Origin of the sequence: Microbispora triticiradicis, from assembly GCF_005864065.1 — a bacterium.
GTDB lineage: Bacteria > Actinomycetota > Actinomycetes > Streptosporangiales > Streptosporangiaceae > Microbispora > Microbispora triticiradicis.
In genome coordinates, this window is record NZ_VANP01000009.1 from 218554 (window position 1) to 234644 (window position 16091).

Annotated in this window: 13 protein-coding genes; 9 read left to right on the top strand and 4 right to left on the bottom strand. The window is 71.7% G+C overall.

Going from position 1 to position 16091, the window contains the following annotated elements; all coding sequences use genetic code 11:
- The first annotated feature begins 146 nt into the window (after positions 1 to 146).
- The 4 genes from FED44_RS23615 (at position 147) to FED44_RS38190 (ending at position 6295) form a co-directional block, all read left to right on the top strand.
- Positions 147 to 869, top strand: coding sequence for a hypothetical protein (locus FED44_RS23615; protein ID WP_111697291.1), 723 nt, complete (start codon positions 147 to 149; stop codon positions 867 to 869).
- Positions 870 to 994: 125 nt separating this feature from the next.
- Positions 995 to 2128, top strand: coding sequence for an endonuclease domain-containing protein (locus FED44_RS23620; RefSeq protein WP_138462079.1), 1134 nt, complete (start codon positions 995 to 997; stop codon positions 2126 to 2128).
- Positions 2121 to 2861, top strand: a complete 741-nt coding sequence (locus FED44_RS23625; RefSeq protein WP_138462080.1) for a hypothetical protein — start codon at positions 2121 to 2123, stop codon at positions 2859 to 2861. The genes FED44_RS23620 and FED44_RS23625 overlap by 8 nt, the downstream gene beginning before the upstream one ends.
- Entirely contained in the window at positions 2858 to 6295 is a 3438-nt protein-coding gene (locus FED44_RS38190; RefSeq protein WP_262367272.1) for a helicase HerA domain-containing protein, read from the top strand. The genes FED44_RS23625 and FED44_RS38190 overlap by 4 nt, the downstream gene beginning before the upstream one ends.
- A 69-nt stretch (positions 6296 to 6364) precedes the next feature.
- Here the strand turns inward: FED44_RS38190 and FED44_RS23635 are convergent, their stop codons facing one another.
- Both FED44_RS23635 and FED44_RS23640 read right to left on the bottom strand, forming a co-directional pair.
- Entirely contained in the window at positions 6365 to 7027 is a 663-nt protein-coding gene (locus FED44_RS23635; protein WP_138462081.1) for a TetR/AcrR family transcriptional regulator, read from the bottom strand.
- A gap of 40 nt (positions 7028 to 7067) precedes the next feature.
- Positions 7068 to 7715, bottom strand: a complete 648-nt coding sequence (locus FED44_RS23640; protein ID WP_138462082.1) for a TetR/AcrR family transcriptional regulator — start codon at positions 7713 to 7715, stop codon at positions 7068 to 7070.
- Between the two features lie 89 nt (positions 7716 to 7804).
- Here FED44_RS23640 and FED44_RS23645 point away from each other — a divergent pair, with 89 nt between their 5' ends.
- Positions 7805 to 9277: an MDR family MFS transporter gene (locus FED44_RS23645; protein WP_138462083.1), complete on the top strand. Its 1473-nt coding sequence runs from the start codon at positions 7805 to 7807 to the stop codon at positions 9275 to 9277.
- A gap of 134 nt (positions 9278 to 9411) precedes the next feature.
- Positions 9412 to 10440 carry an aldo/keto reductase gene (locus FED44_RS23650; RefSeq protein WP_138462084.1) on the top strand — a complete coding sequence of 343 codons (1029 nt, stop codon included), beginning with the start codon at positions 9412 to 9414 and terminating at the stop codon, positions 10438 to 10440.
- Positions 10441 to 10450: 10 nt separating this feature from the next.
- On the opposite strand, the gene FED44_RS36555 is transcribed toward FED44_RS23650, so the two are convergent.
- Together FED44_RS36555 and FED44_RS23660 are read right to left on the bottom strand one after the other, a co-directional pair.
- The gene (locus FED44_RS36555; protein ID WP_187406025.1) at positions 10451 to 11188 is read right to left on the bottom strand and encodes a hypothetical protein; all 738 of its coding nucleotides are present in this window, start codon (positions 11186 to 11188) and stop codon (positions 10451 to 10453) included.
- 1 nt (position 11189) lies between these two features.
- Positions 11190 to 11957: a bestrophin-like domain gene (locus FED44_RS23660; RefSeq protein ID WP_111697284.1), complete on the bottom strand. Its 768-nt coding sequence runs from the start codon at positions 11955 to 11957 to the stop codon at positions 11190 to 11192.
- A 293-nt stretch (positions 11958 to 12250) separates the two neighbouring features.
- On the opposite strand from FED44_RS23660, the gene FED44_RS23665 reads away from it, so the two are divergent.
- The 3 genes from FED44_RS23665 to FED44_RS23675 all read left to right on the top strand — a co-directional run bounded on the left by FED44_RS23665 (position 12251) and on the right by FED44_RS23675 (position 16072).
- Positions 12251 to 14698 (top strand): M14 family zinc carboxypeptidase, encoded by a 2448-nt coding sequence (locus FED44_RS23665; protein WP_138462085.1) that lies wholly within the window; start codon positions 12251 to 12253, stop codon positions 14696 to 14698.
- A 210-nt stretch (positions 14699 to 14908) separates the two neighbouring features.
- On the top strand, positions 14909 to 15253 hold the full coding sequence (locus tag FED44_RS23670) for an SPW repeat domain-containing protein (protein WP_111697282.1): 345 nt from the start codon (positions 14909 to 14911) through the stop codon (positions 15251 to 15253).
- 108 nt (positions 15254 to 15361) lie between these two features.
- Complete coding sequence (locus FED44_RS23675; protein WP_138462086.1) at positions 15362 to 16072, top strand: Mut7-C RNAse domain-containing protein; 711 nt, start codon at positions 15362 to 15364, stop codon at positions 16070 to 16072.
- The last annotated feature ends 19 nt before the right edge of the window (positions 16073 to 16091 follow it).

A 16091-nucleotide genomic window follows, 5' to 3' on the forward strand; every position in this document is an offset into this window, starting at 1 on the left:
TTCCCGTCAGGGGTGGCCCGCGTCCTCGCGGGTCACCCCTTCCTCACTGAGCGGTCCTACTCAGACGATCCGGGTGATCATGCTCATGCCCGTGCCGCGGTCCGGCGGCGACACTGGTGCCCGGAACACCTGAGGGAAGGGCCGTCGTGAGCAGAAGCGGAATCGTCTTTCTGACGATCATTTCGACGATCGCCGGGATCGTCCTGGTCTACGTGGTGGACGTCCCACTGCCGGTGGTCGTCTCCCTCGGATTCGGGGCGCTGTGCCTGATCTGGCTGATCGTGCTCCTGACCCTTCCGTGGAACGTGTACTTCCAGGCGCACGCGCTGATCCACGAGATCCGGGTCAGCCGCGAGCGCGGGATGACGGTCCCACCGGAACGGGAGGCCGAGGCCCGCCGCATCGCGGTCCGCATGCGCCGGGCCGCCGTCGCCGCTCATCTGGTGTCGGCCGCCCTCCTCGCGGTGATCACGTACTTCTCCGGTGAGACGGTCGGCTACTACTTCGCGGTCTTCTACCTGCTCGCCACGTTCCTCCGGCCGGCGGGCGCCTGGTTCGCCCACCTGCGCGGCCGGATGACCACGATGCTGGAGGAGGTCCGCTACCCCCGCGAGGACGCCGTCGCGCTGGCCGAGCGCGTCGCGGCGCTGGAGGCCCGGGCCACCGAACTGGCCGAGCGCCTCGACGCCCTCGTCCCGGAGACGCGCGCCGGGTTGCACGCGGCCACGGCCCGCGCCGACGACCTCGATCGCCGCCTCGACGCGGTGGGCAGGAAGTTCGAGGACTCCCTCAGCCGTCTCACCGACAACCAGGAGGTCCTGTCGGGCATCAAGGCGTTCCTCCGCCTGATCAGGTCCGAGACCGCCTGATCCGCCGTACCGACCTCGGCCTTTATCGGGAAATTCCGGATCTCATGCACGACCCTGCCGCCGCCGGATAACCTCTGCCGGGTCAAGATTGTCGGATCTTCAACCAAGCAGGTGGGGACGGCGTGATGGCGCGGTCGTGGAACGATCTTCCCGTCGGCCGGGTCGTGCACGTCGGCGAGGACGCCGGGGCGGTCGCCCTCGCGCTGGAGCCCCTCCCCGACGACGCGCCCGCGCTGGTCGCCTACGCTCCCCGCCCCGCCCGGACCCCCGCGGACCTCGTCGCCGACGTGCTGGGCGAGCTGGAGACCGCGGCGGTGGCGATGTTCCCCGCCTGGCTGCCGGACGCGGACGGCATCACCGGGGCCGGTGGCGCGGCCGTCCCCGCCGTACGGGCGCTCGCCCTGCGCACGGCCTCGACCACCCGGCACTTCGCCCCCTTCCTCGCCCACCTCGCCGAGCGGGCCCTGCGTGAGCGGGCCGGCGCGAGCGGGGTCGCGGCCGGTGACCGTACGGCGGGCCCTATCGGGCCTTACCCGCCCGAGGTCCGCGCCGCGGGGCTGGCCCGGGTGCTCCGCGACGGCTACCGGCGTCCGGAGGCTGCGATCCTCGTACGGCCGTCCTCCGGGCTCTCCCCCGCCGCCGAGGAGGTGCTGGTGACGGGGTGCGAATGGCTCGCCCAGCACGGCCGGTTCGGCGTCTGGCTCACCGGGCCGCCCCTGCGGGCGGTCGATCGCGTCGAGAGCATGACCGCCCCGATCCCCGACGAGGTGGCGGCCCTCGCCCGCGATCTCGCCGGCCCCGGTCCCGCAGCCGACGGCGGCGAAGACCCGGGCAGCCCCGTACGGCCGGCCGGGCGGCGGCCGGCGCCGGTCCTCACCTATCCCCCGCTCGCCGGGCTGCCCCACCCCGCGAGCGAGGCGGAGAGGCGCCTGGAGAAGGCGCTGTCGTCATGCACGTGGGCGGCGGGCCGGGCCTGGAACCAGACCCACAGGTCGGGCCCGCTCACCACTCCCATCAGGGTCGACCTGCTGTTCCGCGCGGAACGTTGCGTCGTCGAGATCGACGGCCCCGAGCACCGCGAGGCGCTCAGGCTCGCCGCCGACCGGCAGCGCGACCGGCGCCTGCGCGAGGATGGCTACGCCGTACGCCGCTTCACCAACGACCAGGTCCTCGGCCACGTCGGCACCGTCCTGGCCGAGATCGAGCATTTCCTCCACACCCGCCGCAATGGAACGTTCGAAGGGTCCCCCCATGCCTGACAAACCCCTCTCCCAGCGCGAGACGGCCATCCTCCTTCTCCTGATGGCGGAAGCCCGAGAGGTCACCAATCCGGAACTCAAGGAGCAGTACGGCGTCGAGATTGAGAAGCAGGAGCGGGAGCACCTGCTTGAACTCAGGCTGATCGATGTAGGGAAAAAGGGCCAGGCGTACACCTACACGCTGTCCGACGGCGGTTGGCTCATGGCAGCCAAGATCTTCCGTGAGGGCCTTCCTAAGTCCGGCCGCCCCGCCGGCCGAGTACTTGAAGCGTCCCTCCGCGCCATGGTGACCGGTGTGCAACGGCACATGCAGCAGACCGACTTTCGTCTCGCCGAGATTTTCGGGCGGGAGCCTGGCCTCATTCCTACGATCACCAAAGTGCCGGTTGAGGAACCATCGGTTGCCGAGGTGGTGGCGGAACCGACAGCGATCGTGGAGACGCCTCCCGCGAGCGTGGTCGCGCAGTCGTGGGACGACATAGAGACGACGATCCGGAAGGCGTACGCACAGCTCGCCGACAAGCCGAACGCCTGGGTCAGCCTGACCCTGCTGCGCCCGCATCTGGGCGACGCCCCCAGAGACAAGGTCGACGACGCCCTCCGCCGGATGATCACCCAGCCCGACGTGCACATCGTCCCCTGGGAGAGCCAGAAGAACCTGTCGCAGGAGGACCGCGACGCGGCGGTGATCATCGGCGACCAGCCCAAGCACCGCATTCTGATCGGAGCATGATGACCGGCAGGGAACTGGACGCCCTGGCGGCGCTGAGGTTCAACTACGCCAAGGTCCCCGACGACGTGTGGCGACCGCTGCCGTTCCACGTCGGGGCTCTCCACCAGCAGACCGCCAAGGCGATCCTCAACGGCTTCATCGAGGCCGAGGAGAGCGCCGACGCGAGCCCCATCGGCCTCGTGATACAAGGCCAGAGAGGCGCGGGCAAGACGCACCTACTCGGTTGGGCCCGGCAGGCGGTGCACGAGGAGGACGGCTACTTCTTCCTGGTCAGCCTGCTGGACGCCAGGAGTTTCTGGGAGAGCGTGCTGCTCTCCATGCTGGACAGCCTCTCGCGGCCCATGCCAGGGTCGGGGACCCAGCTCAAGGAACTCCTGTGGCGGCTCTGCCTGCTGACCGAGGTGCCGTCCGACGCCCGGCAGTCCGTGATCGGCGAGGCGTCGCTCTCCCGGCAGGACCTGGACGTCTTCGTGCACGCTCTTCGCCGGTACGACCGGCACGTCGGCCGTGACGCTCAGGACGTCGCGAGGGCGCTCGTCCTGCGCGCGTCCATCGACCTGTCCGCGCAGGACGTCGGCGACGCCTACCTCGCGTGCGCAGCGGAAGGAGAACCGGGTGAGCGGGCAGGCTGGGGCTTCACCACGATCGGAAAGTCCCCGCAGGAGATTGTCAGCGACCTGTCCCACCTGGTGGCGTTGACTGGGCCGTCCATCATCGCGATCGACCAGATCGACATCCTACTGGCGCAGTCGTCCATCTCCCTCGCGGACAACGACCTCAAGGAGTCGTGGCAGCAGGCACTTATCCTCGAACGCGTCGCGGGCGGCTTGATGACACTCCGCGAGGTGACTCGCCGCGCACTGACCGTGCTCTCGTGCCTGCCCGCTACGTGGAATCTGATTCAGACCAAGGCCACTGACACGGTACAGGACCGCTTCCGGGAGACGACCCCCCTCAAGACGATCCCGGACGCGGAGACCGGGCGGACGCTCATCGAGAAGCGTTTCTGGGCACAGTACGAGCGTGCGGGTTTCACGCCGCCGTACCCGACGTGGCCGGTGAGGCCGGAGGCGTTCGAGGAAGCACACCAGTACACCCCTCGCCAGTTGCTCATCCGGATAGACACGCACGTGCGGGCATGCCTGGCGAGCGGGCGGGTCACGGAACTCGCGCGCCTCAGCGAGCAGTCGCGGGCAATCACCAAGCGGATCATCGACCCGCCGGACGACCTCACGGCGCTCGACAGGCGGTTCGCGGAGTTGCGGGAGCGGGCGGACGTGGCGGGGGCGCTGGACCCGGTCACGGAGGACGCAGTGATGCCCGGGCTGCTGTCGGCCGGACTGCAGGCGTGGATCGCCGAGCAGGGTGAGACGGGACGTGTGTTCAGCCAGGACCCGTCGCCGAGTTCCAAGCCGCCCCTGCACGCCCGCCTGCGGCGGACACTGGATGAGGCGACCGAGAACGAGGCGCACTGGTGCTTCCGCGCTATTGGAGCGTCCAATCACACCTCCGCGCTCAACCGGCTGCGTTCCGCGTCCACCGCAGCCGGGCTCGACGGGCGGACACCCACGCGCAGACTGTTCATCCTCAGGAACCACGGCTGGGCGAAGGGACCGGTCACGCAGGAGGCGCTGACCGCTTTCGAGCAGGCAGGCGGCCGGTTCCTCCAGATCGTGGAGGACGACCTCAGGATCTTTGCCGCTCTCCGGAACCTTCTCGCCGCCAACCCGCCCGATCTCCAGGCGTGGCTCGTCTCTCGCAGACCGACGAGCGAGGTCAAGCTGTTCGCCGAGGCGTTGAGCGACGCCGCCGTTCCGCGGGTGTCCGACCCAGGTGCCAGGACGTCCTCGCGGGCGACCCGGTCGCCGGACCAGTCCCGGCGCACCGCCAATCCCGATCGGCGAGTGCTGCAGCCGGCCATCGTGCCGCAGCCGGTTCTACAGCCGGTGGCGCAGCCCGCGCCATCGCCGAAGGCAGACGCGCCGTCCCCGGTCTCCGGCGCTGCGCCCTCATCGCCCCCTACCGATGATGTGCTGCCCAGCGACGTGGGCAACGGCCCGGCTGCTTCCGATCAGCGGTTCGGGCCTCCGCCGTCCTTTGCCGAGGCACCACCGGCCGAGGTGCCGACTGCGGAGCTGACTCCTGCGGAGGAACCGGTGGTTCCTCGCCCGCGCAGGCCACTGTCGCCGATTGACGCACTGACGACTCCGTACCTGACGATCGGAGCGGCGAGCTCGGACGACCGGCCGGTGCGGATCGCACTGGACGCCCTGCGGAAGCATGTGGCGATCTTCGCCGGTTCGGGGTCGGGGAAGACCGTCCTGATCCGGCGGCTGGTGGAGGAGTGCGCTCTGCAGGGGGTCTCTTCGGTCGTCCTCGACCCGAACAACGACCTGGCGCGGCTCGGCGACGCGTGGCCCGAGCCGCCCGGCGCGTGGGGCGAGGACGACGCGGCCAGGGCCGCCGACTATCTGGCGAACACCGATGTGGTCGTCTGGACGCCCCGCAAGGAGCAGGGACGCCCGCTGAGCTTCCAACCGCTGCCGGACTTCGCCAGCGTGCTCGACGACCCCGACGAGTTCGGGGAGGCGGTGGACGCCGCCCTCGCGGCGCTCGTGCCCCGGGCCAAGGTCGACGGGAGGACGGCGAGGGCGCACCTGGGCCGGGCGGTGCTGCGCGAGGCCGTCGTCCACTACGGACGGCAGGGTGGCACGGCGCTCAACGGGCTCGTCGCCCTGCTCGACGACCTGCCGGACGGCGTGAGCCGCCTCGAGGGCGCGGCCAGGCTCGCGACCGAGATGGCCCAGCACCTGCGGGCCGAGATGATCAGCGATCCGCTGTTCGCGGGGAAGGGGGTTCCGGTCGACCCCGGCCTCCTGCTGACCCCGGCGGAGGGGAAGCGAGCCCGCGTCTCGGTGATCAGCCTCACCGGCCTGACCTCCGACGCCCAGCGGCAGAGCTTCGTCAACCAGCTGCAGATGGCGCTGTTCTCCTGGATCAAGCGGCACCCTGCCGGAGACCGGCCGCTCGGCGGGTTGTTCGTGATGGACGAGGCGCAGACCTTCGCGCCGTCCGGGGCGGCCACCGCCTGCACCCAGAGCACGCTCGCCCTCGCCGCCCAGGCGCGCAAGTACGGCCTCGGGCTGGTGTTCGCGACCCAAGCGCCGAAGGGGCTGCACAACCAGATCACAGGCAACGCGGCCACGCAGTTCTTCGGCCTGCTCAACGCACCGGCGCAGATCACGGCGGCGCGCGAGCTGGCCAAGGCCAAGGGCGGCGACGTCCCGGACGTGTCCCGGCTGCGGTCCGGCCAGTTCTACGCGGCGGTCGAGGGCGGGTCGTTCACCAAGGTGCGTACGCCGCTGTGCCTGAGCCACCACCCCAGCAGCCCGCTCACGGGCGAGGAGGTCGTCACCCGGGCCCGCAGGTCCTGAGGGCACCGGAGCCGGCGCCGCCTTCCCGGGCGGCGCCGGCGCGCACCGATCGGACTCGGCGCGGAGTGGTCACCCCGCCGGGTGCTCCACCAGTGGGGTGACCGGCCGGCCGTAGAGGATGGACGTCCAGGCGTTGGTGAGGACGTCGACGAGCACCTCCTCGTCGTGGAACGGGGGAATCCCGGCCGCGGCGAGGTAGTAGAGCCGTTCGCCCATCCAGGTGAGCGACGCGGCGACGGCGCGCACGTCCAGGTCCCCGAGCCGCCCGCGAACCTGCGGGTCGGACTCGATACGGGCCGCGGCGGCGTCAGTGAACAGGTTCATCTGCTCCAGCCAGAGGGCTCGCAGACCCTCGTCCGAGCCCTGGTTCTCCACGATGGCCATGAGGACGCCGGCGTTGTCTCGCCACAGCCGGGCGCCGTCCCGTACCCCCGCGCGCATGGCGGCGACGGGGTCCTGCAGCCCCTCGACCCAGGGGCGCGCGGCCTGCTGCCCCTGCGCCACGGCGTCGCGCACCAGTTCGCCGAGCACCGCCTGCCTGCTCGGGAAGTAGAAGTAGAAACTCGCCCGGGAGACCTCCGCGGCGGCGAGGATGTCGGCGACGCTGAGGGTGTCGAACCGGCGCTCCCGGAGCAGTTCGCGGGTCGCGGACAGGATGCGCTCCCGCAGCCCGGTGGACGCCGGCTCCGCGACCGATCTGCGGGCCGACTGCGCGCCGCGCTTCGAAGGCATGCCCCTCAGAATACGACGAGCTCTAGGGACTCCACGGCGCTCAGGCCGGTGCGGATGAGACGGTTCCCGCCGGCCCCGGCCCGTCGTGATAGCTGTGGACGAGAGGGAGGAAGATCTCGTCGACGATCGACGTCACGCGTGCGGGCTTCAGGGACTTGAGGTCCATGAGCAGGTCGTGGCGCACCAGGTCGAACGGCATGGCGAGCACCGCGGGAGGGATCCGTTCCAGGTCGATCTCGCCGCGGTCGTGGGCGCGCTGGTAGATGACCCGGACGCGCGAGAGCGGCTGGTCGCCCAGGATCCGTTCGCGTACCTGTGCGGGGGTGAGCCCGGTATCGGCCAGCAGCCCCGAGAAGGCCGCGGCCGCGGCGATGGCGGAGAAGGCGGCGCGGGCCTCGCCCATGCCGGTGAGTGCGGCGAGGAGGTCGCCGCGCAGGGTGCCGGTGTCGGGGAGATCGACCGGGTGGCTGTTCCGGTAGTGCTCCAGCGCGGCGAGCACGAGCTGGTTCTTGTTGGCCCAGCGGCGGTACAGCACGGCGACGCCGGTGCCGGCGCGGGAGGCCACGGACTCCATGGTCAGCTTCGCGAAGCCGGCCTCGAGCAGCTCGTCCCAGGCCGCGTCCAGCAGCGCGGCCTCAAGCTCGGGCCCGCGCCGGCGCTGACGAGAGGGCGCGGCGGCAGATGTCACGACTCCATCATAAGAGAGGTTTACATTTCTTAGCAACGCGTCCTAGTCTCTTAAGAGATGGATTCCACTCTTATCTCAGGGACGAGACGATGACGGAGACCACCGAGGCGAAGCTGTCGCCACAGGTGAAGAACGCGCTGATCGCGCTGGTCGTGGGTGGGATCGCGGCGATCCTCGACTCGACGATGGTGACGCTGGCGATCCACACGCTGGTCGTGAAGCTGCACTCGACCACCGGCACGATCCAGTGGGTCACCACCGGCTTCCTGCTGGCGATGGCCGTCGCGATCCCGGTCACCGGGTGGGCGGAGCGCCGCTGGGGCGGCAGGCGGGTCTGGATGGCCGCGCTGGTACTGTTCGCGCTCGCCTCGGTGCTGTGCGCGGTGGCGTGGAACGACGCCGCCCTGATCGGCTTCCGGGTGCTGCAGGGCCTCGCCGCCGGGCTGATCTTCCCGCTGATGCAGACGCTCGCGGTGAGAGCCGCGGGCGGGTGGGTCAGCAGCCGGCTGATGGCGGCCGTCAGCCTGCCGGTCGCGCTCGGCCCGATCCTCGGCCCGGTGATCGGCGGCGTGATCCTCAACTGGCTGAGCTGGCGCTGGCTGTTCCTCGTCAACGTGCCGGTGATCGCCGCCGGGCTGCTGCTGGCGTGGCGCTTCCTGCCCGCCGGCCGCCCCGGCCCCTCGGATGGGCGCGGGCGCCTGGACTGGATCGGCCTGGTGCTGCTCGCGCCGGCGCTGGCGGGAATCCTGCTCGGCCTCTCGCAACTGTCCGAGAACGGCGGGATCGCCCACGCCGGAGTGCTGGTGCCGCTGCCGGCCGGGCTCGTCCTGCTGGCCGCGTTCGTCGCCTGGGCGTCGCGGCCCGGCGAGCGGGAGCCGATCGTCGACGTACGGCTGCTGCGCGTACGCTCGCTCGGCAGCGCCTCCACGGCCCTGTTCGCCGCGGGCGCGGCGATGTACGCCGGAATGTTCCTGCTTCCGCTCTACTACCAGCAGCTACGCGGTGACAGCGTGCTGGACGCCGGACTGCTGATGATTCCGCAGGGTGCCGGGGCGCTCGTCTCGCGCTTCGTGATCGGCAGGCTGGTCGGCCGGTTCGGGGCGCGCGCCGTGACGATCGCCGCCTTCCTGCTCGCCGCCGTCGCCACCGTCCCGTTCGCGCTCGCCGGACCGGACACGAGCCCGTGGTGGCTGGGAGCCGTGCTGCTGGTTCGCGGTCTGGGGATCGGGGCGGTGCTGATCCCGCCGATGTCCGTCGCCTACCGGGACATCCAACCGGCGGGCATCCCGCACGCCACCATGAACACCCGCATCGTCCAGCAGGTGGGCGCCTCGTTCGGCACCGCGATCGTGGCCGTCGCACTGCAGTCGCTCCTCGGCCACGGCGCCACCGGCGCCTTCCAGGGCGCGTTCTGGTGGGCGATCGGCATCACCGCCGCCGCGGTCGTCCCCGCCGTCGCTCTCCCGGCCGACAGGCCGGCGAGCCACGAAGCGGCCGCGAAGCCGGTGCAGGACCGCGGGACCCCGAGCGACCGGACGGCAAGTGGCGTCGGCACGCCGTGAGCGGCCATCGGGGGCAGACACGTTGTCCATACAACGTGTATTGTCTTGCCCATGACACAGTTATCCGGTCAGCCGCTCGATCCGTGCGCGCGCCGCTGGGCACTGGACCAGGACGTCCGGGGATCGGCCACGGCATGAGATACCGCACCCTGGGCGCGAGCGGCCTGCGCGTGTCCGATCTGATCCTCGGCGCGATGACCTTCGGCGAGCAGGGCGGGGTCGGCGCGCCTCCACAGGAGTGCCGCCGGATGCTCGACCTGTACGCCGAGGCGGGCGGCAACACGATCGACACCGCCGTCAACTACCGCGACGGAGCCAGCGAGGAGATCCTCGGCGAGCTGCTCGAAGGCCGGCGCGAGTCGTTCGTCCTCGGCACGAAGTACACCGTCTCGCGGGACCGTGCCGACCCGAACGCCGCGGGGAACCACCGCAAGAACCTGAGGGCCTCGCTGGAGACCAGCCTGCGCCGGTTGCGTACGGACTACCTCGATCTCTACTGGGTGCACATGTGGGACCGCGACACCCCGATCGAGGAGACGATGCGCGCCCTGGACGACGCCGTCCAGGCCGGCAAGGTGCTGTACGTGGGGATCTCCGACGCCCCCGCCTGGGTCGTGGCCCGTGCCAACACCCTCGCCGAGTGGCGCGGGTGGAGTCCCTTCATCGGCCTGCAGGTGCCGTACAGCCTGCTGCAGCGCGACATCGAGAGAGAACTGCTGCCCATGGCCGAGTCTCTCGGGCTCGGCGTCACGGCGTGGAGCCCGCTCGGGGGCGGCGTGCTGTCCGGCAAGTACACCGGTGCGGACGGGCCCGCGCCCGCCGGACGGCTGGCCGCACAGTCCCTTTCGGACCGCGACCACGCCGTGGCCCGGGCCGTGCGGGATGCCGCCGGCGAACTCGGGGCGACCCCGTCCCAGGTGGCGATCGCGTGGACGATGAGCCGCTCCCCCGCCGTCCACCCGATCGTCGGGGCGCGTTCCGCCGATCAGCTCCGGGACAATCTCGCCTCCGCCGATCTCACCCTCCCTCCCGAGATCCGCGAGCGGCTGGAACAGGCCACCGGGTTCACGCTCGGGTTCCCCGGGGACTTCATCGCCCAGACCTCGTCATGGGTGTTCGGCGCCGCGCTCGCCGATCCCTCTCCCGGCGCGGCCCGGCGCTGACGGCGTACGGCTACCGCACCCGGAACGCGGCCGCCGCGGCGGCGGCGATCGCCACGCACAGGACCACGACGACCGTGAGCGACCCCAGAGGGTCGCGGCGCCGTACGGGCGTCGCGGCATGCCTGGCCGGCACCCGGTGGACGGGGGACGCCGACGGCGTGGCGACGGGCCGCGGGGTCGTATGGGGACGAGTCGCATGAGGACGGGGTGACGGCGCCACGACGACCGGCGGCCGGGGCACGGCCGGACGCGGGGAGAGGCGCGGCGCCTTCGGCGGGGCCGGCCTGGGCTTCGCCGGCGCCGGCGACGCCGAAGGCGGTGGCGGTGGCGGTGGCGGAGGTTGCGGGCTGGGAGGCGTGGGTTGCGGGGCAGGCGGAGGCGGCGGCACGGGTGTCGGCGGCGTGCAGCGGGCCGGGCCTCCGACGCCCACCTCCACGTGCAGGCCGACGATCACGTCCACGTCGACGCAGAGGCCGATCCGCGCCCCCGGCCGGTGCGGGTCGGCGACCGTGCGGGACGCACCCGCCACGCCGCCCACGACTCCGGGCGCGATTCCGGGGTCGACGGCCGTCGCCGTGATCTCCGCCGCCCGCACCGCCCCTCCGGTCTCCGGCCGACCCGCTGCCGCCGTCCCGGCCGCGGCGAGCGTGTGGCGCTCGGCCCGCGCCTGCCCGGGGAACGCGGCTGACAGCGCGGCGCAGGCGGAGACGGCCGCGACGGCCATGCGCAGGCCCTCCGTCCGGCCCATGTCAGCGGCCCTCGGGGATCCGCTGGAACTCGTGCAGGGCGCTCACGAAGGCGTCCGGCTTGACCGCCAGGCCCCCGCTGAAGGGATGGGCGATGTTCCAGGCCAGGTAGACGCCCACGCCGAGCAGGATCGCCATGGCCGTGACCGGGATGAGCGCGAAGCCCCGGGGTCTCGCCCCGGCCAGGAACGGGAAGACGACGACGAGGACGCCCGTGACGACCGTCAGCAGGAGGACTCCCGGCGGCGGCGCCGTCCCCGCGTCCGCCGCGCGCTGCCGCCGGGCGGCGAACAGGTCCGCCATCCGGTCCAGCACCGCGCTCTTCGCGTCGCGGGCCTCGTCCGTCGTCACCGGCAGTCCCGCCACGTAGGCGCGCAGGGACTCCAGCCGGTCCGTCCCCTCCGGGCCGAGCCGCCCGGCGGCCATCAGCGGCCACTCGTCGTCGACGACGTACCGCGCGTACTCCCGCAGCCCTTCGCGTAACTGGCCGGCGTCGGGGACGGGCAGGGGCGCGGCGGCCCAGTAGGTCTCGACGAGGGCCTGCGTCTCCAGATAGGTGTTCTGCCGCGCCGCGTCGGCCGAGGTCCACGGCACGACGATCGCGATGGCGAACACGAGCAGGAACAGCGAGGAGAGCATCGACCCGGCGTGGCCGGCGGAGGTGCCGCCCGGATCGCGGTCGTCGGTGCCCCGGCCCAGTGTGCGGAAGAGGATGACGGACAGGGCCACCAGGCCGACGGCCGCCACGGCGGCGAGTACGCCCGCGAGCATGACACCTCCAGCAGTTTGACGATTACTTTAGGTAACATGACTAGCACATGAAGTAACCCCGGACCAGCGGTTGCGGATAGAGTTCCGGCTATCGGCACGGCGTTACCAATGAGGCGCGCGTGCCAAAACCCTAAATTTGGCACTAATGCGTCTCATTACGGAAAAATCCCGAAATCGGAGAGTTGGAGCTCCTTGACGAAGTTCCTACACCGACGAAGACTTCCCTCGACCTGCGTGCCCCGGTCCGGCCGACCCCCCTGCCTGAAGGGGCACGCCAGATGGAGGAAAACCCGATGAGGAGCTCCCCCCGCCGAACGCGGCGTTACGCGGCTGTGCTCGCGCTCCCCCTGGCGCTCGCCCTGAACGCCCTCCCGGTGCTCGCCGATCCCTCACCCCAGCCGGTGCCGCCCGACCGGGTGTCCGGCACCGCGCAGGACGGCGTCGCGCTGATGCGGGTCGTCGTCGCCGACCAGGCGGCGGTGGACAGGCTGGTCTCCCTGGGCGTCGACCTGGCCGAGTACACCAAGCCGGTCGAGGGCGGCGTCGAGGTGCACGCCGTGCTCAGCCCCGGCGAGGCGCAGGGCCTGCGCGACCAGGGCTTCGACGTCCGCGACGCGATATCCGACCAGGGCGACTACGCCGCGAACCTCGCCGAGCGGCGGCAGGCCCTCGCCTCCGCCGCCGCCGACGCCGCGGAGACCGACACGCTCACCCCGCTGCGCGCCGAGTGGTTCACCAGCCTGGACGGCCAGAGCTTCCTGTCGGCCGAGGTGAAGTCGAGCGCGACCGACGCGCAGACCGTGCTGACCGCCACCTGGGACAGCGGTCCCGGCACGGCCCCCGGCTCCGGCGGCACGACGACCATGTCCCGCTTCACCGACGCCGGGCAGTACATGTACCACCGGTTCAGCGCGCCCGTCCCCGTGGCGCAGGCCCCCACGAAGGTCACGGTGACCAGCAGCCGGGGCGGCTCGGTCACGGTGCCGGTGACGAAGTGGCTCGGCGAGAGGCGCAAGCCCCCGAGCAAGCACTACGTGTCGGACTTCGTCGACCACTACATGGACCCGACCGAGGTCACCGGCCGCATCACCGGGCTCGCCGAGCAGTTCCCGAAGATCGCGGAGATCGTCGACCTGCCGTACCGGACGAACGGCTACCGGCGGGCGGCCCAGGCGCAGTTCGGCAGCGGGACCGGCGCCGCCGCCGCGAGCACCTTCTACGTGAGTTCCAAGGCGTACGGCAGCGAGGGCGGCAACGACGTGAGCGTCGCGCTGGTGAGGCCGGCCACCACCGGAACCCCGCTGTCGGTCGCGGTCACCGGCGGGAACGTGGCGGTCACCCTCGCCACCGACGCCTCCGGGGCGATCGGCAGCACGGCCGCGCAGGTGGTGGCCGCCCTCAACGGCGACGCCGCCGCCTCCGCGCTGCTCACCGCCGCCACCTACCGGGGCAACGCCGGGAACGGCCTGGTGGCGGAGGCCCCCGCGACCCGGCTGACCGACGGCCTGCTGGCTCCGGCGACGGTCTCGCGCCGGCCGTTCCAGATGAAGGCCCTGCGGATCGGCAGGCACCGGGACGGCTCGAAGGTCGGGGTCTTCCTCTACTGCCAGGAGCACGCCCGCGAGTGGGTGACCCCCGTGACCTGCGTGGAGACCGCCGAGCGGCTACTGCACAACTACAACGAGGACCCGGCCACCCGCAGGCTCGTCGACGACCTCGACATCTTCGTGATGCCGACGGCCAACCCCGACGGCGGCCACTACTCGATGTACGACTTCAACATGCAGCGGCGCAACATGACCGACCACTGCCCGGCCGCCAACGGAGACCCGGGGCGCCGCAACTCCTGGGGTGTCGACCTCAACCGCAACTTCACCGTCGGCTCGGTGTTCGACGGGTTCAACGGCGCCTCCACGACCTGCACCAGCGACACGTTCGGCGGGCCGTCGGAGCTGTCGGAGCCCGAGACGCGCAACCAGGTGTGGCTCGTCGACACGTTCCCGAACATCAGGTTCGCCATGAACACCCACTCCTACGGCGGTTACTTCATGTGGCCTCCGGGGGCGTACAAGACCGCCGGGCGTGAGACGCTGCCGCGGGCCGACTTCGGCACCGAGAGCTTCTTCTGGAACGCGTCCGGTCACATCCTGTCGGCCGTGCAGGACCGGCGAGGAACGGCGATCTGGCCGGGGCGCACCGGCCCGGTGGTCGACGTGCTCTACTCGGCGGCGGGCAACAGCGCCGACGAGCACTGGTACAACCGCGGCATCATCGGCTGGGACTTCGAGGTCGGCGCGGACGTCTACGACCAGGCCACCAAGCAGTACCGCGCGGTCGGCTTCCAGCCGCCCTTCGAGGAGGGCCACGAGGAGGCGATGGAGTTCGCGGGCGGCCAGATCGCCATCCTGGAGGTGGCGCGGGAGTACGGGGAGGACCACCACCGGCCGGACTCCCGGCTCAAGGAGCTCGCGAAGGACGACACCTCGGTGACGTTCACGTTCACGACCGACGAGCCGGCGAACGTCTACTACACGCTCGACGGCGGCCGCCCGACGCTGAACTCGCCCAAGCTGGCCGCGGCCGGCATGCGCGAGGGCGCGCAGAGGATCACGGTGAACCAGACCACGGAGGTCCACTGGTTCGCCGTCGACATCGCCGGCAACGTCGAGAAGAACTACAAGCCGGACGGCTCCGGCGACAACTACAACAAGGAGACCGTCAAGGTCAGGGGCAGGCGCTGACCGGTTCGTGAAGGTGGCCGCCGGCGCCGGGACTTTCCCGGGCCGGCGGCCGTCGCCGTACAGGGGAGGTTTCCGCGCGGAGTCCGCGACCCGCGCGTTCAGGGCGTTGTCACTCAGGGTTAGGAAATCCTGACGTAACGGGTTGTTGACCGGGCGGTCAATCAGACGGAGTGTCGGAGCACAACCAATCTCTCCCGTACGGAGGCACGGATGGATCTCACGAGATCGTTGTCCGACGTCGTCGCCCTCCTCGCCGGACTGGTCGCGGTGGTCGCGCCGTTCTTCTGGGCCGACGCCCAGGCCGCGACGCAACCCCTGCTCGTCCTCGGCGCGCTCCTCGTCGTCTCCGCCCTGTGGTCCATCCTGGGCGCGGGCGGCGCGAGCTCCTGGGTGACCGCGGCGTTCGGCGCCCTGCTGTTCGTCTCGCCCTGGGCGTTCGGTTTCGACGGCGACGCCGCCTCGGCGTGGACCGCCTGGATCACCGGCGCCGTCACCGTCGTCGTCGGCCTGCTGACCGTCCTCCAGGTCCGCGGCCGGACGACCGTCGCCGCCTGAGCCCTGCCCACCCTCTGTACGGCCCCGCTGCCGCCCTCCCCGGCGGACGGCAGCGGGGCCCTTCGTCCGCGGCCCGGCGGCCCGCATGCTGAGAGGCATGCTGGGAGCATGGACCTGTCCGTACGCTTCTCGCCTGATCTGTGGCTCTTCCTCGCGCCGCGCAACCGGCGGCCCGAGGTGTGCCTGCCCTACGACGGGACCTCCTCGCTCGGGCACGTGGTCGAGTCGGCCGGGGTGCCGCTGACCGAGGTCGGCGGGCTGACCGCGGCGGAGCGCCCGGCCGGCCCGTCGTACCGGCCGCGCCCGGGTGAGGTCGTGGACGTCCGGCCGGTACGCAGGCCGCAGGTGATCCCGGAGATCCGGTTCCTCCTCGACGTCCATCTCGGCACGCTGGCCCGCCGTCTCCGCCTGGTCGGCCTGGACACCGCCTACCACAACGACATGGACGACGACGCCCTCATCGAGCAGGCGAGCGCCGAGGAACGGGTGCTGCTCACGCAGGACCGCGGCATCCTGCGCCGCCGGTCGCTGCGGCACGGCGCGTACGTGCGCGGCGCCCGGCCGGACGACCAGTTCCTCGACGTGCTCGACCGGTTCCGGCCGCCGCTGGCGCCGTGGACCCGCTGCACCGCCTGCAACGGAACGCTCGCGACGGTCGGCAAGGCAGAGGTGGAGGACACGCTGGAGCCCGGCACCCGGCGCACCTACGACGCGTTCGCCCGCTGCCTCGCCTGCGGCCGCGTCTACTGGCACGGCGCCCACGGCGACACGCTGTCCGCCATCGTGCGTACCGCCGCCGACGCCGTCTCCCGGCCGTGAAGGCGGTCCGGGAGCGGCG

Excerpts from the sequence above, each read along its gene's own strand:
- FED44_RS23620 (WP_138462079.1), top strand. The coding sequence starts at position 995 with ATGGCGCGGTCGTGGAACGATCTTCCCGTCGGCCGGGTCGTGCACGTC.
- FED44_RS23625 (WP_138462080.1), top strand. The coding sequence starts at position 2,121 with ATGCCTGACAAACCCCTCTCCCAGCGCGAGACGGCCATCCTCCTTCTC.
- FED44_RS38190 (WP_262367272.1), top strand. The coding sequence starts at position 2,858 with ATGATGACCGGCAGGGAACTGGACGCCCTGGCGGCGCTGAGGTTCAAC.
- FED44_RS23635 (WP_138462081.1), bottom strand. The coding sequence starts at position 7,027 with ATGCCTTCGAAGCGCGGCGCGCAGTCGGCCCGCAGATCGGTCGCGGAG.
- FED44_RS23645 (WP_138462083.1), top strand. The coding sequence starts at position 7,805 with ATGACGGAGACCACCGAGGCGAAGCTGTCGCCACAGGTGAAGAACGCG.
- FED44_RS23650 (WP_138462084.1), top strand. The coding sequence starts at position 9,412 with ATGAGATACCGCACCCTGGGCGCGAGCGGCCTGCGCGTGTCCGATCTG.
- FED44_RS36555 (WP_187406025.1), bottom strand. The coding sequence starts at position 11,188 with ATGGGCCGGACGGAGGGCCTGCGCATGGCCGTCGCGGCCGTCTCCGCC.
- FED44_RS23660 (WP_111697284.1), bottom strand. The coding sequence starts at position 11,957 with ATGCTCGCGGGCGTACTCGCCGCCGTGGCGGCCGTCGGCCTGGTGGCC.
- FED44_RS23665 (WP_138462085.1), top strand. The coding sequence starts at position 12,251 with ATGAGGAGCTCCCCCCGCCGAACGCGGCGTTACGCGGCTGTGCTCGCG.
- FED44_RS23670 (WP_111697282.1), top strand. The coding sequence starts at position 14,909 with ATGGATCTCACGAGATCGTTGTCCGACGTCGTCGCCCTCCTCGCCGGA.
- FED44_RS23675 (WP_138462086.1), top strand. The coding sequence starts at position 15,362 with ATGGACCTGTCCGTACGCTTCTCGCCTGATCTGTGGCTCTTCCTCGCG.